The organism is Neptunomonas phycophila (genome assembly GCF_001922575.1).
Classification (GTDB): Bacteria; Pseudomonadota; Gammaproteobacteria; order Pseudomonadales; family Balneatricaceae; genus Neptunomonas; species Neptunomonas phycophila.
Genome location: NZ_MRCI01000005.1, coordinates 1 through 23,692, shown reverse-complemented (window position 1 = coordinate 23,692; position 23,692 = coordinate 1). Strand labels below are relative to the sequence as shown.

The 23,692-nt window shown below is 47.0% G+C and carries 22 protein-coding genes, 1 rRNA gene and 1 riboswitch; of the genes, 16 read left to right on the top strand and 7 right to left on the bottom strand.

Annotation, left to right across the window (positions count from 1 at the left end):
• Positions 1 to 56 precede the first annotated feature (56 nt).
• From gpmI to BS617_RS17145, 4 genes are all read left to right on the top strand, one after another.
• Positions 57 to 1,607, top strand: coding sequence for a 2,3-bisphosphoglycerate-independent phosphoglycerate mutase (gene gpmI, locus BS617_RS17160; RefSeq protein WP_075174231.1), 1,551 nt, complete (start codon positions 57 to 59; stop codon positions 1,605 to 1,607).
• 43 nt (positions 1,608 to 1,650) lie between these two features.
• Positions 1,651 to 2,790, top strand: coding sequence for a murein hydrolase activator EnvC family protein (locus tag BS617_RS17155; protein ID WP_075174230.1), 1,140 nt, complete (start codon positions 1,651 to 1,653; stop codon positions 2,788 to 2,790).
• A gap of 76 nt (positions 2,791 to 2,866) precedes the next feature.
• Positions 2,867 to 4,189, top strand: a complete 1,323-nt coding sequence (locus BS617_RS17150) for a S41 family peptidase (RefSeq protein ID WP_075174229.1) — start codon at positions 2,867 to 2,869, stop codon at positions 4,187 to 4,189.
• Between the two features lie 41 nt (positions 4,190 to 4,230).
• The gene (locus BS617_RS17145) at positions 4,231 to 5,112 is read left to right on the top strand and encodes a divergent polysaccharide deacetylase family protein (protein ID WP_170870378.1); all 882 of its coding nucleotides are present in this window, start codon (positions 4,231 to 4,233) and stop codon (positions 5,110 to 5,112) included.
• Between the two features lie 37 nt (positions 5,113 to 5,149).
• Here the strand turns inward: BS617_RS17145 and slmA are convergent, their stop codons facing one another.
• Genes slmA through coaBC form a run of 5 tightly spaced genes read right to left on the bottom strand, consistent with a single transcriptional unit; the run spans position 5,150 to position 9,806 of the window.
• Positions 5,150 to 5,749 carry a nucleoid occlusion factor SlmA gene (gene slmA / locus BS617_RS17140; protein WP_075174228.1) on the bottom strand — a complete coding sequence of 200 codons (600 nt, stop codon included), beginning with the start codon at positions 5,747 to 5,749 and terminating at the stop codon, positions 5,150 to 5,152.
• Between the two features lie 14 nt (positions 5,750 to 5,763).
• Positions 5,764 to 6,666: an acetylglutamate kinase gene (gene argB / locus BS617_RS17135; protein ID WP_075174227.1), complete on the bottom strand. Its 903-nt coding sequence runs from the start codon at positions 6,664 to 6,666 to the stop codon at positions 5,764 to 5,766.
• 21 nt (positions 6,667 to 6,687) lie between these two features.
• Complete coding sequence (locus BS617_RS17130) at positions 6,688 to 8,088, bottom strand: phosphomannomutase/phosphoglucomutase (protein ID WP_075174226.1); 1,401 nt, start codon at positions 8,086 to 8,088, stop codon at positions 6,688 to 6,690.
• Positions 8,089 to 8,148: 60 nt separating this feature from the next.
• Positions 8,149 to 8,604: a dUTP diphosphatase gene (gene dut / locus BS617_RS17125; RefSeq protein WP_075174225.1), complete on the bottom strand. Its 456-nt coding sequence runs from the start codon at positions 8,602 to 8,604 to the stop codon at positions 8,149 to 8,151.
• A complete protein-coding gene (coaBC, locus tag BS617_RS17120; protein ID WP_075174260.1) occupies positions 8,601 to 9,806 on the bottom strand; it encodes a bifunctional phosphopantothenoylcysteine decarboxylase/phosphopantothenate--cysteine ligase CoaBC in 1,206 nt (401 codons plus the stop codon). Before coaBC ends, dut begins: the two co-directional genes overlap by 4 nt.
• Positions 9,807 to 10,006: 200 nt before the next feature.
• Here coaBC and radC point away from each other — a divergent pair, with 200 nt between their 5' ends.
• The 9 genes from radC (at position 10,007) to thiC (ending at position 18,285) form a co-directional block, all read left to right on the top strand.
• Positions 10,007 to 10,681 (top strand): RadC family protein, encoded by a 675-nt coding sequence (gene radC, locus BS617_RS17115; protein WP_075174224.1) that lies wholly within the window; start codon positions 10,007 to 10,009, stop codon positions 10,679 to 10,681.
• A 220-nt stretch (positions 10,682 to 10,901) separates the two neighbouring features.
• A complete protein-coding gene (gene rpmB / locus BS617_RS17110; RefSeq protein WP_075174223.1) occupies positions 10,902 to 11,138 on the top strand; it encodes a 50S ribosomal protein L28 in 237 nt (78 codons plus the stop codon).
• 11 nt (positions 11,139 to 11,149) lie between these two features.
• A complete protein-coding gene (gene rpmG, locus BS617_RS17105; RefSeq protein WP_075174222.1) occupies positions 11,150 to 11,320 on the top strand; it encodes a 50S ribosomal protein L33 in 171 nt (56 codons plus the stop codon).
• 173 nt (positions 11,321 to 11,493) lie between these two features.
• Positions 11,494 to 12,306 carry a bifunctional DNA-formamidopyrimidine glycosylase/DNA-(apurinic or apyrimidinic site) lyase gene (gene mutM / locus BS617_RS17100; protein ID WP_075174221.1) on the top strand — a complete coding sequence of 271 codons (813 nt, stop codon included), beginning with the start codon at positions 11,494 to 11,496 and terminating at the stop codon, positions 12,304 to 12,306.
• Positions 12,307 to 12,386: 80 nt separating this feature from the next.
• Positions 12,387 to 13,292 carry an alpha/beta hydrolase gene (locus BS617_RS17095; RefSeq protein ID WP_075174220.1) on the top strand — a complete coding sequence of 302 codons (906 nt, stop codon included), beginning with the start codon at positions 12,387 to 12,389 and terminating at the stop codon, positions 13,290 to 13,292.
• Positions 13,293 to 13,392: 100 nt separating this feature from the next.
• The gene (locus BS617_RS17090) at positions 13,393 to 13,923 is read left to right on the top strand and encodes a phosphatase PAP2 family protein (RefSeq protein ID WP_075174219.1); all 531 of its coding nucleotides are present in this window, start codon (positions 13,393 to 13,395) and stop codon (positions 13,921 to 13,923) included.
• Between the two features lie 13 nt (positions 13,924 to 13,936).
• Complete coding sequence (locus tag BS617_RS17085; protein ID WP_075174218.1) at positions 13,937 to 14,974, top strand: MJ1255/VC2487 family glycosyltransferase; 1,038 nt, start codon at positions 13,937 to 13,939, stop codon at positions 14,972 to 14,974.
• A gap of 485 nt (positions 14,975 to 15,459) precedes the next feature.
• Positions 15,460 to 15,554: riboswitch (TPP riboswitch) on the top strand.
• Positions 15,543 to 16,382, top strand: coding sequence for a bifunctional hydroxymethylpyrimidine kinase/phosphomethylpyrimidine kinase (gene thiD, locus BS617_RS17080; RefSeq protein WP_075174217.1), 840 nt, complete (start codon positions 15,543 to 15,545; stop codon positions 16,380 to 16,382). It overlaps the preceding riboswitch by 12 nt.
• 25 nt (positions 16,383 to 16,407) lie before the next feature.
• Entirely contained in the window at positions 16,408 to 18,285 is a 1,878-nt protein-coding gene (gene thiC, locus BS617_RS17075; protein ID WP_075174216.1) for a phosphomethylpyrimidine synthase ThiC, read from the top strand.
• 30 nt (positions 18,286 to 18,315) lie between these two features.
• Here the strand turns inward: thiC and BS617_RS17070 are convergent, their stop codons facing one another.
• Both BS617_RS17070 and BS617_RS17065 read right to left on the bottom strand, forming a co-directional pair.
• Complete coding sequence (locus BS617_RS17070) at positions 18,316 to 18,516, bottom strand: anti-sigma factor family protein (RefSeq protein ID WP_075174215.1); 201 nt, start codon at positions 18,514 to 18,516, stop codon at positions 18,316 to 18,318.
• Complete coding sequence (locus BS617_RS17065) at positions 18,513 to 19,091, bottom strand: sigma-70 family RNA polymerase sigma factor (protein WP_075174214.1); 579 nt, start codon at positions 19,089 to 19,091, stop codon at positions 18,513 to 18,515. Before BS617_RS17065 ends, BS617_RS17070 begins: the two co-directional genes overlap by 4 nt.
• 154 nt (positions 19,092 to 19,245) lie before the next feature.
• Here BS617_RS17065 and BS617_RS17060 point away from each other — a divergent pair, with 154 nt between their 5' ends.
• The 3 genes from BS617_RS17060 to BS617_RS17050 all read left to right on the top strand — a co-directional run bounded on the left by BS617_RS17060 (position 19,246) and on the right by BS617_RS17050 (position 23,643).
• A complete protein-coding gene (locus BS617_RS17060) occupies positions 19,246 to 20,817 on the top strand; it encodes a methyl-accepting chemotaxis protein (RefSeq protein WP_075174213.1) in 1,572 nt (523 codons plus the stop codon).
• 67 nt (positions 20,818 to 20,884) lie between these two features.
• Positions 20,885 to 21,526: an MBL fold metallo-hydrolase gene (locus tag BS617_RS17055; RefSeq protein WP_075174212.1), complete on the top strand. Its 642-nt coding sequence runs from the start codon at positions 20,885 to 20,887 to the stop codon at positions 21,524 to 21,526.
• Between the two features lie 576 nt (positions 21,527 to 22,102).
• Positions 22,103 to 23,643, top strand: a 16S ribosomal RNA gene (locus tag BS617_RS17050).
• Positions 23,644 to 23,692: the final 49 nt, after the last annotated feature.

Below are 23,692 nucleotides of genomic sequence, written 5' to 3'. Positions count from 1 at the left end.
TTGGTTGGATTCACAGTAAAATGAAATCTTTAAACTTTCTGAAGGCCTGTATCCCAATGAGCGATATCCGTACCCCGAAAGCTTTACTTATCCTAGATGGCTTTGGTGTTGAATCTACCCCGTCATCCGCTGTAGAAGTGGCTAATACTCCTACGTGGGATGCGTTATTAGCAAACAACCCTAATTCCCGTATTGCTACGTCAGGCTTGGCGGTTGGTTTGCCTGATGGACAGATGGGTAACTCGGAGGTCGGTCACACGAATATTGGTGCAGGGCGTATTGTTTACCAAAACTTTACCCGTATCTCTAAAGCCATTGATGATGGCGAGTTTGTTCAGAACGCCGTGTTAACTGCCGCGATGGATAAAGCTATTAACGCGGGTAAAGCGGTACATGTTATAGGTTTGTTGTCCGCTGGTGGGGTTCATAGCCACGAAGATCATATTTTTGCGCTTATTAAAATGGCGTCAGAGCGTGGTGCTAAAAACATTTATCTTCATGCGGTTACTGATGGCCGTGATACACCGCCGCGTTCGGCGAATAGCTCATTAGCTAAAGCCGATGCGCTGTTTGAGTCACTAGGAAAAGGTGCAGTAGCGACAGTGGTGGGTCGTTATTTTGCTATGGATCGTGACAATCGCTGGGATCGAGTACAGCAAGCTTATGATGCCATGACGCTCGCTAAATCAGAGTACACAGCCTCGAGTGGTGTGGCAGCCTTAGAAGCCGCTTATGAACGCGATGAAAACGATGAGTTTGTTAGTGCAACTGTGATTACTGCCGATGGCCAAGCCGTTGGTACGGTTGCTGATGGTGACGTTATTATCTGCGCTAACTTTCGTCCGGACCGTTCACGAGAAATTACCCGGGCATTTGTTGAAACCGATAGCTTTGATGGCTTCGAGCGCGAGGCTCAGCCAGCGTTAGCGGACTATGTCATGATGACGGAATATTCAGCATCAATGCCTGCGTCGTGCGCTTATCCACCCTTCGCCATTAAAAATGATATTGGTGAATATTTATCCAGCTTAGGTAAAACACAGTTACGTATTTCAGAAACCGAAAAGTATGCACACGTTACGTTTTTCTTTAATGGAGGACAGGAAGCGGTGTATGAGGGTGAAGATCGTATTTTAATTCCTTCACCTTCTGTGGCAACTTACGATTTACAGCCGCAAATGAGCGCGCCAGAAATGACTGATAAATTAGTTGAGGCCATCAAAAGCGGCAAGTATGACTTAATTGTTTGTAACTACCCTAACGGCGATATGGTAGGCCATACGGGTGTGTTTGATGCCGCTGTTAAAGCAGTGGAGGCGGTTGATCAAAGTATTACGCGTGTACTTGAGGCGATGGCAGAAGTGGGTGGTGAAACACTGGTGACGGCTGACCATGGTAATGTGGAAATGATGCGTGATCCGGAATCCGGTCAGGCGCACACGGCTCATACGAGCTTTCCGGTTGCATTGATTTATGACGGCCCACGCAAAGCATCTGTTACACTCAAAGATGGTGCTTTGTGTGATTTAGCGCCCACTTTATTAGCGTTGATGGGTGTTGAGCAGCCAGCGGAGATGACAGGCAAAAATCTTGTTGAGATTAACTAAATACAATAGGCCGCATCAGCGGCCTTTTTTACCACTGAGTTTTATGAATTCCCGTTTTATTATTGCACTGCTCACACTGTTGCTTTTTCCGTGTTGGGTACATGCCGCTGATGATAAGAGAGCGACAGAAAAGCAGTTGTCTGCGCTCAAGTCAGAGATTAAAGGGGTTGAGCAGCGTCTCAAGAAGGATCGACAGCGTCAAAGTCGTGCGGCAAAGGAGCTTGCCGAGACAGAGCAAAAAATTAGTGGCATTGGTAAACGTATCCATGAGCTGGATCAGCAGCTGGGCGGTTTGAATACTGACTTAGAAAGTTATCAAAAAAAGCGCCAAGCATTAGAAGAGTCTCTTGAGAAGGGGCGAGCCTCCATAGAACAGCTGATTCGTCAGCAGTATCGTCTGGGCCATCAACCGCGCTTGTTCATGTTGTTGAACCAGCGAGACCCAGAGCAATTATCGCGCATGATGCGCTACTATGACCGCTTTACTCAGGCTCAAGCGGATGAAATCACGGAATACCAGGCCTTGCTACGTGACTTACAATCCACCCACCAGGCTATTGATTCAACGCAGCAGTCGATTGTGGCAAACCGCGAATCGTTAAAAGCAGAGCTGGCCGAGCAACAAGCGTTGAAAGCTGAGCGGGCACAGCAAGTGAGTGCTTTGCAAAAAAGTGTAAAACAAGGTCAATCAAAGCTTAGCCAGCTGCAACAGGATCAAAAGCGATTGGCTAAGTTGTTAGCTGATATCGAAAAGTCGTTGTCGTTAGCAAACCTGACGCAAAATAACCAAGCGTTTAAAACATTGCGTGGAAAGTTAAGCTGGCCGCTCTCGGGTAAGATAGTCAGAAGCTTTGGTAGTAGTTATGATAATCTGACTTATGATGGCTTACTGATATCAGGTAGCGCGGGCCAGTCGGTGAAAGCTGTTCACCATGGACGGGTCGTATTTTCAGAGTGGCTGAGGGGCTACGGGTTGTTGGTCATTCTCGATCATGGAGATGGCTACATGAGCCTCTATGGGCATAACGATGCTCTGTTGAAAACGACAGGCGATTGGGTTTCTCAGGGCGAGGCGATTTCGACGGTTGGGCAAAGTGGCGGTTATAGTGAACCTGGGCTCTATTTTGCGATCCGATACAAAGGAAAAGCCATTAACCCTCGATCATGGCTCGCTTCTAAATAGTACTAGGCCGTTCGTAACTGGATAATGTGTTTATTGCTTAGGGTCTAAGCAGATAGCTACTAAGGAAATTTACTTTATGCGCTTCACAGGTGTTGCTGGTCGATCTTTGATTAATCGATCTCTATTGAATACTACAGTGTTATCTTCTGCGTTGGCCTTAGGGTTAATTGCTTCACCTGTGATCCATGCACAAGAAGCAGCTAGCCAAGCTGAAGAAGCGAAAACGTTACCGCTTGAAGAGCTGCGACGCTTCAGCGAGGTGTTTGATCGTATTAAGCAAGCTTACGTTGAGCCAGTTGATGATGCCAAAGTACTTGAAGATGCCATTCGTGGAATGATATCAGGGCTTGATCCGCATTCGGGCTACCTAGAACCAGATGCGTTTGAAGAGCTGCAAGAGCACACCTCGGGTGAGTTTGGTGGTGTCGGTGTCGAAATTTCACAAGAAGACGGGTTTATTCGCGTCATCACCCCAATTGACGATACGCCTGCTAAAAAAGCAGGGGTTAAAGCCGGTGATTTAATTACACGTATTGATGGTGAGTCCCTGCAAAATATCAGTATTGACGAAACGATCAGCCGTATGCGTGGCGAAGCAGGCACGAAGATCGTACTGACCATTATCCGTGAAGGTGAGCAAAAGCCACTTGAGATAACGGTCGTACGTGACATCATCAAAGTGACTAGCGTTAAGTCTCGTTTGTTGGGCGATGGTTATGGTTATGTCCGTATTACGCAGTTCCAGAGCAATAGCGGTGCTGATTTGAAAAAAGCACTCAAGAAGCTTCAAAAAGAGCAGCCACTAACGGGCCTTGTGCTTGATTTACGCAATAACCCGGGTGGTGTTCTGCAGGCTGCTGTTGAAGTGGTTGATGCATTTGTTGATGAGGGCATGATTGTCTACACCGAAGGGCGCGTTGCGAGTGCCGATACCAAGTTTACAGCGACGAAAGCCATGGCAGTGCCTGATGTCCCCATTGTAGTGCTGATTAACAGCGGATCAGCCTCGGCTTCTGAAATTGTGGCCGGTGCATTACAAGATCAAAAACGTGCGGTCATTATGGGAACTACCAGCTTTGGTAAGGGCTCGGTGCAAACAGTGTTGCCGCTATCGGATAACCGTGCGTTGAAACTCACAACAGCTCGCTATTTTACGCCAAGTGGGCGTTCTATACAGGCGCAAGGAATCGTTCCTGACGTAGTAGTGGAAGAGGCAGAACTAAAAGCGTTAGGTGTCAGCCGTTTCCCTAAAGAAAGTGATTTGACCGGGCACCTAGAGAATGGTCAAGGCGAGGTAGTTGATGAAGAGCTTGCCGCGGCTAGCAAAGGCTTGGCAGAGCGCGATTATCAATTATATGAAGCACTTAACTTATTAAAGGCGCTGAGTATTGTCCGCTAAACACAGTGCTCAGGTCGCGCTGTATTGTCGAGGCCCTTGTCGTGTTCGGCGCTAGGCTTCGTCAGGCTTTAGTGGTTTGTATTCGCCGCAGCGCGTTGTCGTTGGCATCGATAATATGCTTATCGGGAGTGACCTTCCATGTAGGGTGGGCGGTTGCACAAGCGCAGTCAGACACGGTTCGCCAACCGCGCGTTGTTATTATCATTGATGATATTGGTAACAGCTATGAGCAAGGTCTAGCGGCCGTTAACTTGCCAGGGCCTGTAACCTACGCCGTTTTACCTTTTTCCGCTCATGGAAAAGAATTAGCGACCATTGCGCATCAGCGAGGTAAGGAGCTAATGCTGCATGCGCCTATGTCAAATACACACCATTTTCGGCTAGGCCCTGGGGCGTTAACGGATGCATTAGGGGAGCAGGAGTTCAAGCGCGTGCTTAACCGAAGTTTGGACGATATTCCTTTTGCGATTGGTTTAAATAATCATATGGGCAGCCTGTTAACGCAAAAAGAGGAGCCAATGCGATGGGTTATGCAGGTGGCTAAAAAAAGAAACCTCTTTTTTGTTGATAGCCGCACCACCGCTAAAAGTATAGCGTGGGAAGTGGCTAGAGCGACGGGCGTACCTACGTTTAAGCGAGATATTTTCTTAGATCACCAGCAAACGCGTGAGTTTTTACAATCACAGTTTTTTAAAGCTATCCGCATCGCACGCCACTATGGGCAAGCCATTATGATCGGTCATCCTTACCCCATTACAACTGAGTTTTTAGCGGAGGCGATTCCTGTTTTGGATGAAGCAGGGGTGCAGCTGGTTTCTGTGTCGGCCTTATTGATGATGCAGCATGAGCAACGTCGTTTCGCTCAAACACAACATAGTGAGTGTGATAGTACAGAAGGCTATCATTGCCAAGGAAATGAATAAAACAAGCAAGCCGTGTGATAGCTTGCTTGTTTTGGTGCTATTCTGCGTTGCGGAATAAGCCTACAGAAAGCCTTGGCCATTGGTCTTGCCAGTTTTCGGTAGGGCGGCGCTGAAACTCGCTGCGTACAAATTGTCGAATACGGCCTTCTACAACTGCAATCATTAAGTTCGCGGTGATGCCCACCGTGGTTTCTGTTCGCAAACCTTCTTTAGGTTCGGCTTCGCGAAGCACCTGTTTTATTTGCGTTTCTAAACGCTCAAAAAACTGATTAACACGCCCACGCAGCCTGTCCGTTTCACCGGCTAGGGCGTCGGCCGTCAAAATACGAGCCATCCCCGGGTTGCGCTCAACAAAGGCAAGTACTAGAGTCAGTATTTGCTCGCATTGGCGTATTGCTGGACTGTCTGAGCTTGTAATCATATTAACGCGTGTGAATACGGTCTCTTCTATAAAACCGATGAGCCCCTCAAACATGCGTGCTTTACTTGGAAAATGTCGATACAAAGCGGCTTCAGACACGCCAACTTCTTTAGCCAAGGCCGCGGTTGTAATGCGTTGTCCCGGGTTAACTTCTAGCATTTGGGCTAGTGCTTGAAGAATTTGCTCACGTCGTGACAGTTTGGTCGTTTCGTTCATGCTCACTCAATATCTTATAGAGAATGGTTGGTGATCAGCGTGCCTACGCCTTCATCAGTGAAGATCTCTAGCATGCACGAGTGCTCTACGCGGCCATCAATGATGTGTGCGCTGTTTACGCCTGATTTAACAGCATCCAGAGCGCAGCCAATTTTAGGGAGCATGCCGCCATAAATAGTTCCGTCTTCAATTAGCGAGTCGACTTGTTCCGTAGACAGCCCTGTTAAAATTTTACCCTCTTTGTCCATCAGACCCGCAATGTTAGTGAGTAAAATTAGTTTCTCCGCCTTGAGTACTTCGGCCACTTTACCGGCGACTAAGTCCGCATTGATGTTGTATGAGGCGCCGTCAGGCCCGACACCGATAGGTGCAATCACGGGGATGAAATCAGAGTCAGCTAACATGTCCAGCACGTCAGTATTAACCGAGTCCACTTCACCTACATGGCCAATATCAATAATCTCTGGGGCGGACATTTCAGGGGTCTTGTGTTTAACTCGTAATTTGCGCGCCATTAATAATTGGCCATCTTTACCGGTAAGGCCAATCGCTTTGCCGCCGTTCGTGTTGATGAGCCCAACAATTTCTTTATTGACCATGCCGCCCAATACCATTTCGACTACATCCATGGTTTTAGAGTCGGTTACACGCATACCGTTAATAAAGTGTGATTCGATCTTGAGCTTGTCGAGTAAATCGCCAATTTGTGGGCCGCCACCGTGAACCACTACTGGGTTCAAGCCAATGAGCTTCATCATGACAATGTCACGTGCAAAGCTATTTTTAAGTTTGTCATCGGTCATGGCGTTACCGCCGTATTTAATGACGATAGTTTTGCCCACGAAGCGTTGGATGTACGGAACGGCTACGCTGAGTACTTCAGCGGTTGCCATGGCTTGAGCTCTGTTAAGTGGCATAGTGATTCTCTCTTTTGGCATTCACGCACAAGGAATGTTTATTGTTGAGTCTATGGCGTGTAATTGTATCTGAAATTGGTTTTTTATACGGGTTAACGCTGTTTCGTTATCGGCTTCAAATCTAAGTACGAGCGTCGGTGTGGTATTTGAGGCTCGACATAAGCCCCATCCATCAGCATAGTCTACTCGTAAACCATCGATCAGTGTTTTGCTGCCCTCAGGAAAGGCGTGCTGCTGAAGCTCTTTGATAATAGCGAATTTTGAGGCTTCGGAAACCTCGACGGACAACTCTGGTGTGCTGATGTCTTGTGGATAACGCGCAAACAGAGATGCTAAAGGTTCTGGTTGGGAGGCTAAAATTTCTAGTAAACGGGCGGCAGCATAGAGCCCATCATCAAAACCGAACCAGCGCTCTTTGAAAAAAATGTGCCCTGACATCTCACCAGCAAGCAATGCCCCAGTAGCCTTCATTTTTCGTTTGAGCATTGAATGACCTGTTTTCCACATTGTGGGAACGCCGCCTGCTTGGGTGATGACGTGGGCTAACTGACGAGAGCATTTCACATCAAAGAGGATTTTTGCACCAGGGTTTCGGGTGAGGACATCCTCGGCAAACAGCATGGTGAGCCTGTCAGCGTCAATAATGCTGCCATCTGCAGTAATCACTCCAACACGATCACCATCGCCATCGAAGGCGAGCCCTACATCGGCTTGTTGGGTTTTAACGGCAGTGATGCACTCAGCTAAATTGTCGGCTTTACTAGGGTCGGGGTGATGATTTGGAAAGTTACCGTCTACATCGCAATACAGAGGGATAACTTCGCAACCAAGCTGTTCAAGCAGGTATGGGGCTGTTTCTCCAAGGATCCCGTTGCCGCAATCTATGACTACTTTGAGTGGCCGAGGTAAGCTGATATCGTCCAAGATTCGTTTGCGGTATTGAGCGCGAAAATCGTGAGAATGTAAGGAACCTAACCGTTTGCTGGAGTCGCTATCGTAGTTTTTATCCAGCATGCGGTACTTAAGTGCTTGTATGTCTTGTTCAGCCAGCGTGTTGCCCGCCATCATCATTTTAAACCCGTTATACGCTTTGGGGTTATGGCTGCCGGTAATCATGATGCCGGTTTTTGTGTCGGTGTGATGGGCCGCAAAGTAAAGCACCGGTGTTGCAATATAGCCTATGTCGGTAACATCAAGGCCACCCTCGAGTAGGCCTTGAATGAGTTGTTTTTTTAAGGCGGGGCTAGATAGGCGGCCATCAGCTCCTACAGCGGTATTGCGAATAGCTTGAGCTCTCGCTTGGGCAGCAAAGGCGCGTCCTAAGTGATACGCAACGGCTTCAGTTAAACTTTCTCCTACAATGCCGCGAATATCATAAGCACGAAATAGAGTGTCATCTATATTGTCTAAATTGCAGCTCACTTTGCCATCCTTTTGCTCGGGCTTTCGTTAAATGTGACTATTTGCGGTTAATAGGAGCTGTTAAGAGAGGCCAGAAGAGCCAAATCCACCGTCGCCTCGCTCTGAGTCGCTGAATTCGGTGACCACTTCAAATTCAGCTTGCACGACCGGTACTAAAACGAGCTGCGCTATCCGTTCTCCAGGCGCCATCGAAAAGGTCGTTTGACCGCGGTTCCAGCAAGAAACAAAAAGTTGGCCTTGGTAGTCGGAATCGATAAGGCCGACAAGATTGCCTAATACGATGCCATGTTTGTGGCCTAGCCCAGAGCGGGGCAAAATCATGGCGCACAGTGAGGGGTCGGCAATGTGAATAGATAAGCCTGTTGGAATAAGCTCCGTTTGTCCGGGTGCTAATGTTAATGTTTCGTCTAAGCAGGCTCGTAAATCCATGCCAGCAGAGCCCGGGGTCGCATAAGTGGGTAACGGAAACGTATCGCCTATACGAGGATCTAAAATTTTAACTTGAAGAGTGTTCATCGGTTGGCCTTATAAAGTTGGGCAATATGGTCAATTAATGAGGTTGCAAGCTGACGCTTACGCATCATTGGGAGTTCTGTAACCTGATCGGCAGTGACTAGAGTGACGGCATTGTCATCACTGTTAAAGCCGATGTCTGTTCGGGAAACATCATTCGCAATAATTAAATCTAGCTTCTTTCTAACCAATTTGTCTTGAGCATAACTGACTATGTCTCGCGTTTCAGCAGCAAAGCCAACGGTGAATGGAGCGTTAACTTTGGAAGCGATGGTCGCTACGATGTCGGGGTTCTTGATCAGGTGAAGCTCCATGATCTCTTCTTTCCCTTTTTTGATCTTGTGCTCTGCAACAGCGGATGGTCGATAATCAGCGACAGCCGCGCAAGCGATAAAAATATCACATTGGGCGGCGTCGGATTCGGCGGCTTGAAGCATATCCTGAGCGCTGTTGATATCTATGCGTGTTACATGGTCGGGAGTCGCTAAGTTGACGGGCCCGCTGATTAACGTAACGTGAGCACCTGCACTAACGGCGGCTTGCGCAAGCGAAAAGCCCATTTTCCCTGAGCTATGATTCGATATATATCGCACAGGGTCCAACGGTTCTCGGGTTGGCCCTGCCGTTATTGTTAGCCGCAGGCCGGCTAGCGATCCTGTTTCAAAACTAGCGGCTGTTCGCGCGGCAATATCGAGAGGTTCCAGCATGCGCCCTGGCCCTGTATCACCGCACGCTTGATCGCCAATGCCTGGCCCCCATAGTTTAATGCCTTGTGCGGATAGTGTCTCAGCGTTGCGTTGCGTTTGTGCTGATCGCCACATGGCTTGATTCATAGCAGGGGCAAGGCAAATAGGGGCGTCGGTTGCTAAGCACAGCGTAGTTAACAGGTCGTTTCCCATGCCAGAAGCTAAGCGAGCCATAAAGTCTGCACTGGCGGGAGCTATAACCATAATATCAGCCCAACGTGCTAACTCTATATGCCCCATGCCGGCTTCCGCTTCCGGGTCGAGTAGTTGTGTGTGAACCGGATTTCCAGACAGGGCCTGTAATGTTAGGGGAGTAATAAATTCGGTAGCCGCGGGAGTCATTACAACGCGTACATCCGCGCCAGCAGCTTTTAAGTGGCGTGTTAGTTCGGCGCTTTTGTAAGCGGCAATCCCACCTGTAATACCTAGAATGACCTGTTTGTTAGTAAGTCTATGCATACCTTGAACCACTCGAATCTGCTGCAATGCTAAAGGCGTGTACGATACCATCTCACGATTTTGTTGCGTAGGTGTTAAGGCGATAAAGTCGTACTTTATATGAGTAGTCGTTCTGATCAGCTAATAGTCAGCTTGTGCTCGTAGAATAAGTTTTGTGTTGCTTAGCATGAAGCTAAAGAGCGAAATAAAGGGATGTTGATATGGCAATTACAGATTGGCCGGAGCTAGAAAGGCCGAGAGAAAAGCTCTTGCATCATGGCGCGGCGGTTTTGTCCGATGCAGAGTTGTTGGCCATTTTTTTGCGAACAGGTATTAAGGGCACTAGTGCTGTTGATTTATCGAGAGATTTACTCCAGCGCTTTGGCGGGCTTAGAGAGTTGCTTGAGAGCAGCCAGGAGGCTTTTTGTCAGGGGCCTGGTTTAGGAAATGCGAAGTATGCTCAATTACAAGCTGTTTTAGAAATGAGCCGCCGTCACCTGTTGGCATCGCTAGAGCGTGGAGATGTGATGGAGAGCCCCTCTGCGGTTCGGATGTTTCTGTCGGCGAAGATGCGCCATTATCGTCAAGAGGTTTTTGCGTGTCTGTTTATGGATAATAAGCATCGAATCATTCGGTTTGAGCCTATGTTCTTTGGCACCATAGATGCGGCTTCTGTGTATCCCCGAGAGGTCGTGCGTAAAGCCTTGGAAGTGAATGCAGCGGCCGTTATTTTGACGCATAACCATCCATCGGGCATTGCCGAGCCTTCGGCGGCTGATCGACATATAACAGAGCGTTTGGTCAATGCGCTGCAGTTGGTGGATGTGCGCGTGTTGGATCACATGGTGATTGGTGATCCTGAGGTTGTTTCATTTGCTGAACGGGGGTTGATATAGTGATTGTGGGCGCTGTTTAGCAATGTTTTGATTTATTCGTAAAAAGCGGTAGCTTGGGTTGTTGATTTTCTGTACAATGCGCGCCTTCTATTCACTTCCGGTATGGGATTCTTGTCCGGTTTTTGGACGCTCCGCCTGAGGCTATTGCGTAAGTGGCATATCAGCTACTCGTAGCCAATAGACATCTGAATAGAGTTAATCGACTAATAAGGTATTAATTATGTCTAAAGTTTGCATGGTTACTGGTAAGCGTCCAGTAACAGGGAACAATGTTTCCCACTCACAACGTAAAACACGTCGTCGTTTTCTACCAAACCTGCATTGGCACCGTTTTTGGGTAGAATCTGAAAACAAATTTGTTCGTCTACGCGTTTCTTCTAAAGGTATGCGTATCATCGATAAAAAGGGTATTGACTCAGTTTTGACTGAAGTTCGTGCTCGTGGCGAAAAAGTATAAGGAGCTAGACCATGGCTGCAAAAGGTAACCGTGAAAAGATCCGTCTGGTTTCATCCGCCGGTACAGGTCACTTCTACACGACTGATAAAAACAAACGTAACATGCCAGAAAAATTTGAGATCAAAAAGTTTGATCCAGTTGTTCGTAAGCACGTTATGTATAAAGAAGCTAAGATCAAATAAGATTTAGTGCTTCCAGAAAACCCGGCTTTGGCCGGGTTTTTTTATGTCTAAAAGAAACAAGTGGAGCTTGTTCTGCGTACATAAGAGAGATGTGATTGGTTAAAGCGCTTGTTAACTGCGTGTGTACATTGTTATTAATAGCGCATGATTCAAAATGAATTGGGATTTACGTTTTGCCAGAACTACCAGAAGTAGAAACAACGCGGCGCGGTGTTGCTCCGCATGTGATTAATCAGACGCTCACCTCTATTGTTGTGCGTCAGCCTAAGATGCGTTGGCCGGTTCCTGTCGATGTTTTGCAGTCGCTTATAGGTCTTGCGGTTAATAACGTGAGCCGGCGAGGCAAGTATCTTTTTTTAGAGACAGAGCGCGGAGCTATTGTTATTCATTTGGGAATGTCTGGTAGTTTGCGAGTACTCACTCATTATGTAGAGCCTGGTAAGCATGATCACATCGATATCGGTTTGGCTTCGGGGGCGTGCTTGCGCTTAACGGATCCTCGCCGATTTGGTTCAGTTTTGTGGCAGCCAGTGGGAGAGGAACTATCGTTGATCTCTTCGCTGGGTCCAGAGCCGCTGACAGACGCGTTTAATGCTGATTATCTGATCAATCGTAGCCAAGGGCGCAGTGTGGCGATTAAGCAGTTGGTGATGAACAGTCATGTGGTTGTCGGTGTCGGTAATATTTACGCAAATGAGGCGTTGTTTATGGCGGGTATTGATCCAAGGAAGCCGGCCGGTAAAGTATCTAAGCCTAAGCTGACTCGTTTGGTTGCGGCAATCAAGAAAATATTGTCCGCCGCAATTGAGCAAGGAGGGACGACTCTGAGGGATTTTGTTGATAGCGACGGTAAGCCTGGATACTTTGCTCAATCGTTATCAGTGTATGGTAGAGCCGGTGAGCCTTGCTTAGTTTGTGGCAAAGAACTAACGGAAGTTCGCATGGGGCAGCGCAGTACGGTGTTTTGCTCTCGTTGCCAGCGTTGATGTATCCAAAAAATGCATCTTGGCTGCTTGGGTTGATACAGGTAGATATCTTGATTATGGCGTAAAAGGAGACTGTTAGAGTGTTTGTAGACTACTTTTCATTATTCACGCCAACAGTTGAAGCGGATATAGGGTTGCGTGATCGTTTGCGAGCAAAGATGGGGCTTGAGCCTTCTTTGGAGCGCCGAGAAACTTTTAAGTTAGGTGAAATTCACTACGAGCATTATCCTTCTTTTGCTGAGTCTAAATCACCGCTGGTGGTTTTTTTGCCTGGCATAGGGACATATTCTGAATACTACGCGCCGCTGCTGGATAAGCTGAGTAGGCGAGGATTTGACGTTGTTAGTATGGATTATCCCGGTCACGGGTATTCAGGCGGTGTTAGGGGGTTGTACACCCTTGACGATATTGCTGACGGCGTTAGTGAAGTAATCGAGTATCTGGCGGGTTCAAAGACTCGCCCTGTTTATCTATTTGGGTATTCTATCGGCTCGTTATTAGCGATGGCCGTTGCCGAGAAGGATGCGCGAATATCTGGCGTTATTTGCCAAACGTTATTGATGCCGGAAGTAGCTCCCGACCTCATGCATAGTCTGGGTTGGCAATGGATTGGTATGAGTAGCCCGTTTTTCCCACTGGCTCGAGTGCCGTTAAAGTCGATATTGGATTATGATGCCCTTATTGCTTCTCATCCTGCCGCCGATGAAATGGGGGCTGATCCGCTTGTTGTTTTCGATTACCCGCTTAAAACTTTGAACTCGATATTTAGTTGGCGTTCCGCTAGATCAGATAGTAAGCGGCAGCTTGCAGGATTGCTAATACAGGGCGAAAAGGATGAGGTGTTGTCACTTGAATATGCACACAGGGTGATCGAGCAACAATCTCATGCTTTTACATTAGCGGTTGTGTCAGGTGGGCATATGCAACCATGGGAAAATCCCGATGGGCTAGTCAATCTTGTCTCTGAGTGGATCGCTCAACAATAAGTCTCAATGGTTGTCACATAAAAGTCAGTATTTTGTCATCGGTCTGTCATCTAGTTGACCCACCATACCTAAAATTGCATGGGCTAACTGGGGGTTAAAGATGCTTACCATCCAGAAAATAACAGACTTTGACACACTGACATTTAACTGGCTTCAGACGCGCCGTTTAACGTATTCACATTTGGCGCTGATTAGTCGGGCTATTTCCCGGTTAGGTGATGGCCTCTTATATGTCGTTATTGGGGTAGCTTTTGCTGTGTTCGATGCCGAGCATGGTCAGGCATTTTTGGTGGCGGGGCTGTTGGCTTTTTTAGTGGAGCTCCCGGTTTACTGGTTGCTAAAAAACACCATCAAACGTCCAAGGCCCAGCTCACTTAAGGGGTTTGAGGCGGTTATTGTTCCGTCGGATACCTTTAGCTTCCCCTCCGGGCATTCAGCCGCCGCCTTTTTGTTTGCTACGCTTTTAGCCGTTTTTTATCCAGCTCTTGCAGGCGTTGGTTATGTGTTGGCTGGGATGATAGGTTTTTCTCGTGTAATGCTGGGTGTCCACTATCCAACGGATATCGCCGCTGGCGCTGCGTTAGGTATCTGTTGCGCTGAGTTGGCTATGCTTATTGGATTTGCTTTATGAGGCGAGTGTAGTCATGAAGGTGCTATATGGGGTGCAAGCGACAGGTAATGGTCATATAACACGCGCACGGGTCATGGCACCCGCGCTCAAGCAGGCCGGCGTTGATGTTGATTACTTATTCAGTGGTCGCCCTGCTGACGAACTGTTTGATATGGAGTTGTTCGGCGACTACCAAACGCGTCGCGGTTTAACCTTTTATATGGGAGAGGGCGCAAAAGTTAAGTCGTGGGATACCCTCACAAGGAATAGTTTAAGCACGCTGATCCGTGATATTAAGTCGCTGGATGTCCAGAGTTATGATCTTATTCTCTCTGACTTTGAGCCGGTGACCGCTTGGGCGGCGAAACTGCGCGGTAAAAAGTCTATTGGTATCGCACATCAGTATGCTTTTATGCACAAGTTGCCCGATGGCTGGCGCTCGTTGATGTTGCGTTTAGGCGTTCAGATATTTGCTCCTGTTACGATACCCGTAGGGGTGCATTGGGATCATTTTAACCGAACAATTGTTCCGCCTCTAATTAGCCCGCCCCAATATTCAAGGACAGTTGATGAAGGGCTGGTTCTGGTTTATCTCCCATTTGAAACAGATGAAACATTGATCGATTGGTTTGCTTCGTTTACTGATTATCGCTTTCACGTATATAGTAAGCGTTCTTTTGCGCATTCAATCAATAATGTTCACTTTAAACCTCTTAGTCGTGCAGGGTTTGAGCAAGATTTAGCGGCTTGTTCTGGGGTGTTTTCAAATTGTGGCTTTGGCTTAGCTAGCGAAACAATGCAGTATGGTAAAAAGTTTTTAACTAAGCCTATGCAAGGTCAGTCGGAACAGCGCTCAAATGCCATTCTTTTAGATCGGCTTCAATTGGCTACAGTAATGGATGATTTCCAACCTCGTGATTTTCAGCATTGGCTGGAACAGCCGCAACCTGAACCTCAACTATTTCAAGATGTAGCGGGCGGGTTGGCTAAATGGATAGCGGGCGATTGCTCTGAGCCAGCCTCTGATGTTGTGCGATCTATTTGGGGCTTGTCGACAGGCGTCCCTGCATGAGCTTTAAGACACTTCTTTGATACAGTTCTCTGATCGTTGCCGCTTCAAACCTATTTGCTTTGGTGTGCTGTCGCGAGTAGGCGCATACTATTGCTATCGTTAAATAGTCATCATTTTTAGATGATAAGTTGTAAAGCGTTTTGTATTAAAGAAGAGTAGGTAGCTCAGTGTATAACGAGGTGGGAAGTGGTGAGAACTTCGCAAATCCGTATGCAAAGTTCTCTTTTTGGCTTCCTTTTTCCTTGCGGTGCTAATTATTGCTAATTAGTTGATTCCATTCGGACAATCCTTGTGTCCATTCCGCTTGTCGAGGCCTTCCTTACATTCGTTCCATGAACAGGAGATCCACGGTTGTTATTATGTCTGAGTGAGAATTTTTGGATATAGGAAAAAGTCCTATTTTTCATACCGAATTCTTGAGTGATCATTCAATCGCTTGTTGTTCGGCAAATATAGACATAAAAAAGCGGACAACGTACACTTAATTTATCTTGTCGGGGTGCCTTATGTTGAGGCTGAGATGATACCCGCTGAACCTGATCCAGTTTGCACTGGCGTAGGAATCGAGATGAAATCATTTGCAATCCCAAATGTGCTGACCATCGCAGGCTCTGATAGCGGAGGTGGTGCAGGCATACAAGCTGACTTAAAAGCTTTCTCTGCGCTCGGTGTTTACGGAGCGTCAGTCATCACAGCGGTCACGGCGCAAAATACGCACACCGTTTCAGCAATTCACCCTATTCCTAATGATGTAATCGCCGCTCAAATCGATGCTGTGCTAACGGATATTGCTATTCATGCGATCAAGGTAGGTATGTTGGGCTCCGTTGATATCATAGAGACAGTGGCACAGGCGCTGAGCCGTTATCCTACTATTCCCCTAGTCGTTGACCCTGTCATGATATCTAAAAGTGGGAGCGCGCTATTACCTATGAATGCGGTAGCGGCGCTCAAACAGCAGATCTTACCTCGCGCTTATCTTATTACGCCTAATTTACCCGAAGCTGCGGCTTTAGTTGGCCTTGATGAGCCCACCACTATTGATGGGATGTATGCGCTATTGCCGAAACTGCATGAGTTAGGGGCCAAGCATGTATTGCTAAAAGGTGGTCACTTGGAGGGAGATAATGATGCGGTTGATCTTCTCTCGGATGGCAAGCATGTACAGGCTTATCGCGCCAAACGGATTAATACACAAAATACACACGGTACAGGTTGTACGCTCTCATCAGCAATTACTGCGCTGCTTGCTAAGCACTTAAGTTTAGACGCGGCTGTCTCACAGGCCAAAGTATATTTATCGGAATCTATAGCTGCTGCAGATCAGTTAGATGTAGGTAGTGGACATGGGCCTTTACACCATTTTGCGACGCTCTGGAATTCGATTTCTGACGTCAGAGAATATTAATAAACAGAATAATGACAGGATAGTTATGACAAATAATCGCCAGTTGAGCCAAAGTGCACAGGTTGATAATGCCTCTGTGCAGCCATTTCCTAAATCGCGCAAGGTGTATATCGAAGGTAGCCGTTCCGATATTCGAGTGCCCATGCGTGAGATTTCTTTAGATATAACACCCACAGCCTTTGGTGGTGAACCGAACGAGCCCCTGTATGTTTATGATACCTCTGGGCCGTACACTGACCCAGAGGCAGAAATTGATATCCGCAAGGGCTTAGCGCCCTTGCGAGAAAGCTGGATAGATGAGCGACAAGATACTGTTCTGCTTGATGGCTTGACGTCTGTTTATGGTCAAACCCGTGCAGCAGATTTACGTTTGGATGAATTAAGGTTTGAGCTGACTCGAAAGCCTCGCCGAGCTAAAGAAGGGTGCAACGTTACGCAATTGCATTATGCGCGTAAAGGTATCATAACGCCGGAAATGGAATTCATTGCCATCCGTGAAAACATGAAGTTGGCTAAGAATAAAGTGGAGGGGCAAAGCGTTGCTCAACAGCATCCAGGCTTTAGTTTTGGTGCTAATTTGCCTGATGAAATTACGCCTGAATTTGTCCGCAAAGAGGTTGCCGAAGGCCGGGCGATTATTCCGTTAAATATCAACCACCCAGAATGTGAACCAATGATTATTGGTCGTAACTTCTTAGTGAAGATTAACGGTAATATTGGTAACTCCGCATTATCGTCATCTATTGAACAAGAAGTAGAAAAGATGACGTGGGGAACCCGTTGGGGTGCGGATACCATCATGGACTTATCCACAGGTAAAAATATCCATGAAACGAGGGAGTGGATATTACGTAATGCGCCTGTCCCTATAGGGACTGTACCTATCTACCAAGCGCTAGAGAAAGTGAATGGCGTTGCTGAAGATCTAAATTGGGAAGTGTTTCGCGACACGTTAATTGAGCAAGCCGAACAAGGTGTGGACTACTTTACTATCCACGCGGGTGTTTTGTTGCGTTACGTGCCTATGACGGCAAAGCGAATGACCGGGATTGTCTCGCGTGGTGGATCAATCATGGCTAAGTGGTGCTTAGCTCACCATGAAGAAAATTTCTTATACACGCACTTCGAAGATATCTGCGAAATATGTAAAGCTTACGATGTGTCCTTTTCATTAGGTGATGGTCTGCGTCCTGGGTCTGTGTATGATGCAAATGATGAAGCGCAATTTGCTGAGCTAGAGACGTTGGGTGAGCTGACCAAAATAGCTTGGAAGCACGATGTCCAAGTCATGATCGAAGGTCCTGGGCATGTGCCGATGCATATGATCAAAGAAAATATGGACAAGCAGCTAACCGAATGCCACGAAGCTCCTTTTTACACGTTAGGGCCTCTAACGACTGATATTGCTCCGGGATATGACCATATTACATCGGGGATAGGAGCAGCAATGATCGGTTGGTATGGCTGCGCTATGTTGTGTTACGTTACGCCTAAAGAGCACTTGGGGCTTCCTAATAAAGATGATGTTAAAACGGGCATTATCACTTATAAAATCGCGGCTCATGCAGCGGATTTAGCAAAAGGGCACCCTGGAGCGCAGATACGTGATAATGCGATGTCGAAAGCACGCTTCGAATTCCGCTGGGAAGATCAATTTAATATCGGTCTTGACCCTGATACTGCCAAAGCCTACCACGATGAGACTTTGCCTAAAGAATCTGCGAAGGTTGCACATTTCTGCTCGATGTGTGGACCAAAATTTTGTTCTATGAAAATATCACAAGAGGTTCGCGAGTTGGATGCGTCGCAGGTAGCGGCTATTAACGCGAAAGCAGAGCAGGGGATGCAAGAAAAGTCGGCGGAATTTAAAAGTACGGGTGCAGAGCTTTACCATAAGGTGTAGTGAATAGTTGGTGCTCGACAGCGACAAGGGTTACTCCTTGTCGCGACCCTTTAAATGAATGTCAGTAATTCGCTGGCTGCATAAGTCATGAATTGTCGTTAATTGATCGTTACACAGATTACAATTACCGCACATAAATAAGTGCATTCGTAAACTCATCTTCTCTAAAAGTGTTAATTGTGTGTCTAATTGCTTAGACATAAGATAAGTCGCTTGGACGCATGACTTCATACGCTTTCTCCTGTTTTAAGAAACCAGCCGCGCTCCAAACAGCTTCTTAGTTTTAAACGAGCCCTGTGCAAAATTGTCCAGCAGTTTTGCTCAGAAATGCCCAAACTATCGCAAATCTCTTCTGTTTCCATTTCCATTAGCTCGCGCAAAGCGAAAACTCTAGCGGTGCTACTGGGTAAATGTAGTAGGCAAAAATCAAAAACTTCCCAAAAATGTGTACGTAAATGCAGCTCCTCGGGGTTATGCCACTGTTGTGGAGTATCGTCGGCATTCCAGTGAGCTTTTTTATTAAAAAAGGAGTCAATATCGACATCGTTTTCATCAGAAACAAAGCGCTCTTGTTCGCGTTTTTTATGGCGAATATAGTCAATTAGCTTATATTTCAAAATGCTATAAACCCATGTTTCAAAAGCGGCTTTGCCTTCGTATTTTTCAATGCTCTCGATGGCCGCGATAATCGAGTCTTGAACGAGATCTTCTGCGTAATTCCGATCAGGGATTTGAAGCATCGTAAAGGTTACAAGCTTGGGGCGTAGTTCCGCCAGTTGTTGAGTGTAATCGCTAATCGAGGCCATGCATCTCTACTTTAAATGATTGTCTGAGCATTTTTGGGTCAGTATGAGTAATACGAACTATTATAGTCTAAGACAATATTAAAGATATTAGTTCGCACGCCGTTACAACAGACGTTATTCAGTTTTGGTTCACATTCAATTGACAGGGATTTTTATGCCATCAGTCACCCTTACTGGGAGCGAAGTTACCTTTGCCGCCACGGATCAACTTATTTCCACCACCGATATTCAAGGGCGTATCACTTATGCTAATGATGAGTTTGTAAAGATCAGTGGATACTCACACGATGAGCTGCTCGGAAGTCCTCACCGTATTGTGCGTCATCCCTTCATGCCTAAAGCAGCGTTCGAAAACATGTGGGCGATGCTTAAGCAGAACAAATCGTGGCGGGGCTTGGTTGTTAATAAATGTAAAAATGGTAATTACTATTGGGTTGATGCTTACGTTACTCCTGTGTATCAAAATGGAGAAAAAGTAGGCTATCAATCAGTTAGAGCGTTGCCGTCTGCTGCTCAAAAGCAAGACGCTATAAAAATGTATAACGCCCTCAATAATGGAAACAACCCTATTAAGCAATCAGTCATAAGCTCGACTCTATTCACAACTGGACTGTTTGTGTTGCTCTCTTTAGTTTTGCTAGGAGCTTTGTTTGTAAAAGGAGAATGGTTGTTGGGATTGCTGTTGGCCTTTCTTCAGGGGGGCGGTCTTGCAGGGCTATATCTTGGATATATAAAGCCTTTGAATGTGTTGGCTAACAAAGCAAAAGGCATATCGTCTAACGAAGTGATGCAGAAACTTTTTACCGGCAGGTTAGATAATATCGGGGCGGTTGAGTACGGTTTGCAGATGCAGATGGCAAGTACCAAAACCGTGCTAGGAAGATTGGGGGATTTTTGCGGAGAAATTGATCGGGTGGTAACTGCATCTGAGTCAATATCAATTGATTCGAAGCAAGGCGCTAATCGACAAAGTGAGGAGACAGATATGGTAGCAGTCTCTGTCGAGGAGCTAGCCGCTTCGGCTTTAGAAATATCCCAGAGCATGACGGCTACATCAGATGCTGTTCAGCAGGCTAACAATGAAGCTCTGGACGGGCGTAAACATCTAGAAGATATAATAGAAGCGATAAGCAGCATTTCCCAGCAAATGGAGCTGGCCGAGAAAGAAGCTCAAAACTTAAAGCAGCATACCGTAGAGATTGAGCATGTTATTGGGGTGATAACCGAAATTGCAGAGCAAACAAACTTGCTTGCGCTCAATGCGGCTATAGAGGCAGCGCGAGCGGGTGAGTATGGTCGGGGGTTTGCTGTAGTGGCTGATGAAGTAAGGACGTTGGCTACCCGAACAAAAGACTCCACTTCGGAAGTACGTACGACGGTAGAAAACATAGTTTCTTCTGTCGGGATGGTAGTAAGTAAGCTAGATCAAACTAAAGGTGTGGTTGAAAAAAGTCGTAGCGTGTCAGGATCTGTAGGGCAAGTGTTTAGTTCCGTCACTAAAAGTATGGACGGTATATCAGGTCAAACCGTCAGCGTGGCCAGTGCAGCTGGCCAGCAAACTTCGGTTATTGAGGAAATACAAAAGAACGTAGAGTCGTTGCGCCAGCTCTCCCTGCATAATGCTGATTTGGGTGCTAAAAGCGAGTCGGCATCAAAAGAATTGCGAGCAGTAGAGAATCAGCTCTTATCTATGGTGAAGGCATTTAAAACTGAAGCTAACGATTGACGGTGGGTGATGGCAGTATTAATGAGCTCCTAGTATATAATAGCCTCAAGTTACTAGGAGCTTATGTATGAAATATCGAATCATTACTGTTACGCCCTTTCAACAAAATTGCACGTTATGGTGGTGTGAGTCTACCAAAAAAGCGGCAGTGGTTGACCCCGGTGGAGATATCGAAAAGATACTGCTGGCAATAGAAGAAGAGGGAGTGGTCCTAGAAAAAATTCTGCTGACCCATGGGCATATAGATCATGTAGGTGGAACAGGCGCATTAAAAGAGCAGCTAGGTCTGCCTATTGAAGGGCCGCACTACGATGACCTTTATTGGATTGAAGGGCTAAAGAAACAAAGTTCAATGTTCGGTTTTCCTGCAGTTCAAAGCTTTACGCCAGATCGGTGGCTAACAGATGGTGAAGTGGTTCAAGTGGGGGAAGAGCAATTATCGGTTTTACATTGTCCTGGCCACACGCCAGGGCATGTTGTGTTTTATCATCAGGCCTCTCAAGTAGCCCAGGTTGGCGATGTGATCTTTAATGGTTCAATCGGGCGCACAGACTTCCCTGGCGGGGATCATCCTACGCTTATCTCTTCAATAAAAGATAAGCTTTTTAGTTTAAGTGACGAAGTGGTTTTTATACCTGGGCATGGGCCAGTATCGACTTTGGGGTATGAGAAGAAAAATAACCCTTTTGTGTCGGATCACCGCGGCTAGCAGCTTGTGGAATTGCGGTGCAGAGGTTCTATGTGGGTCAGGTCTCTCTATTAATTTAAAAAAAATGAATAAAATTACGACTTGGCTGTTGACTCTAAATGGGGTGTCTGTAGAATGCGCACTCCTTGCTTAGGACGGCAGCGAAAGCGGCTTTGAACAGAGTAAGGCGGTGTTATTTAAGTGGTTGAATAAATTGATCTTTTAGGTGGTTTTGTTCATTAAATAACGACGAGTTGTTAGCGTGTTTTGCTCAGCTTTGTTTTTGAAAATACTCGAAAATAAAATGCAAAATAAACGTTGACAACGACACGGGGTTCGGTAAAATACGCGCCTCACTGAACGAGACAGCGCAACGCGAAAGCGGGCAGCGAGTCGGATGCAAATCAAACGTTCAGCGCTCTTTAACAAATTGGTCAGATAATTCGTGTGGGCGCTTGCTGGGATGAAGCTACAAAAGCTTTATCAGGTAAGCAACCAAGTGAATTCATGTAAACATACGTTTTATGAAGTAATGAAGTTAGCGAACCTGAGTCAGATTTAGATTGTTGAAGCTTCGGCAAAGACGATCGAAAAATTAAACTGAAGAGTTTGATCATGGCTCAGATTGAACGCTGGCGGCAGGCCTAACACATGCAAGTCGAGCGGTAACAGATCTAGCTTGCTAGATGCTGACGAGCGGCGGACGGGTGAGTAACGCGTAGGAATCTACCGAGTAGTGGGGGATAGCCCAGAGAAATTTGGATTAATACCGCATACGCCCTACGGGGGAAAGGAGGGGATCTTCGGACCTTTCGCTATTTGATGAGCCTGCGTAAGATTAGCTAGTTGGTAGGGTAAAGGCCTACCAAGGCGACGATCTTTAGCTGTTCTGAGAGGATGATCAGCCACACTGGGACTGAGACACGGCCCAGACTCCTACGGGAGGCAGCAGTGGGGAATATTGGACAATGGGGGCAACCCTGATCCAGCCATGCCGCGTGTGTGAAGAAGGCCTTCGGGTTGTAAAGCACTTTCAGATGTGAGGAAAGGTTAGTAGCTAATAACTGCTATCTGTGACGTTAACATCAGAAGAAGGACCGGCTAACTCCGTGCCAGCAGCCGCGGTAATACGGAGGGTCCGAGCGTTAATCGGAATTACTGGGCGTAAAGCGCGCGTAGGCGGCTAAGTCAGTCAGATGTGAAAGCCCCGGGCTCAACCTGGGAATTGCACCTGATACTGCTTGGCTAGAGTACAGAAGAGGGTGGTGGAATTTCCTGTGTAGCGGTGAAATGCGTAGATATAGGAAGGAACATCAGTGGCGAAGGCGGCCACCTGGACTGATACTGACGCTGAGGTGCGAAAGCGTGGGGAGCAAACAGGATTAGATACCCTGGTAGTCCACGCCGTAAACGATGTCAACTAGCCGTTGGGGAACTTGATTCTTTAGTGGCGCAGCTAACGCGATAAGTTGACCGCCTGGGGAGTACGGTCGCAAGATTAAAACTCAAATGAATTGACGGGGGCCCGCACAAGCGGTGGAGCATGTGGTTTAATTCGAAGCAACGCGAAGAACCTTACCTACTCTTGACATCCAGAGAATTCGCTAGAGATAGCTTAGTGCCTTCGGGAGCTCTGAGACAGGTGCTGCATGGCTGTCGTCAGCTCGTGTTGTGAAATGTTGGGTTAAGTCCCGTAACGAGCGCAACCCTTGTCCTTATTTGCCAGCACATAATGGTGGGAACTCTAAGGAGACTGCCGGTGACAAACCGGAGGAAGGTGGGGACGACGTCAAGTCATCATGGCCCTTACGAGTAGGGCTACACACGTGCTACAATGGTCGGTACAGAGGGCTGCAAACCTGCGAGGGTGAGCCAATCTCACAAAACCGATCGTAGTCCGGATTGGAGTCTGCAACTCGACTCCATGAAGTCGGAATCGCTAGTAATCGTGGATCAGAATGCCACGGTGAATACGTTCCCGGGCCTTGTACACACCGCCCGTCACACCATGGGAGTGGATTGCACCAGAAGTAGATAGTCTAACCTTCGGGGGGACGTTTACCACGGTGTGGTTCATGACTGGGGTGAAGTCGTAACAAGGTAGCCGTAGGGGAACCTGCGGCTGGATCACCTCCTTAAACGATTAGCCGAATCCTGGCATAGCGTTCACACGAATTATCTGACCGA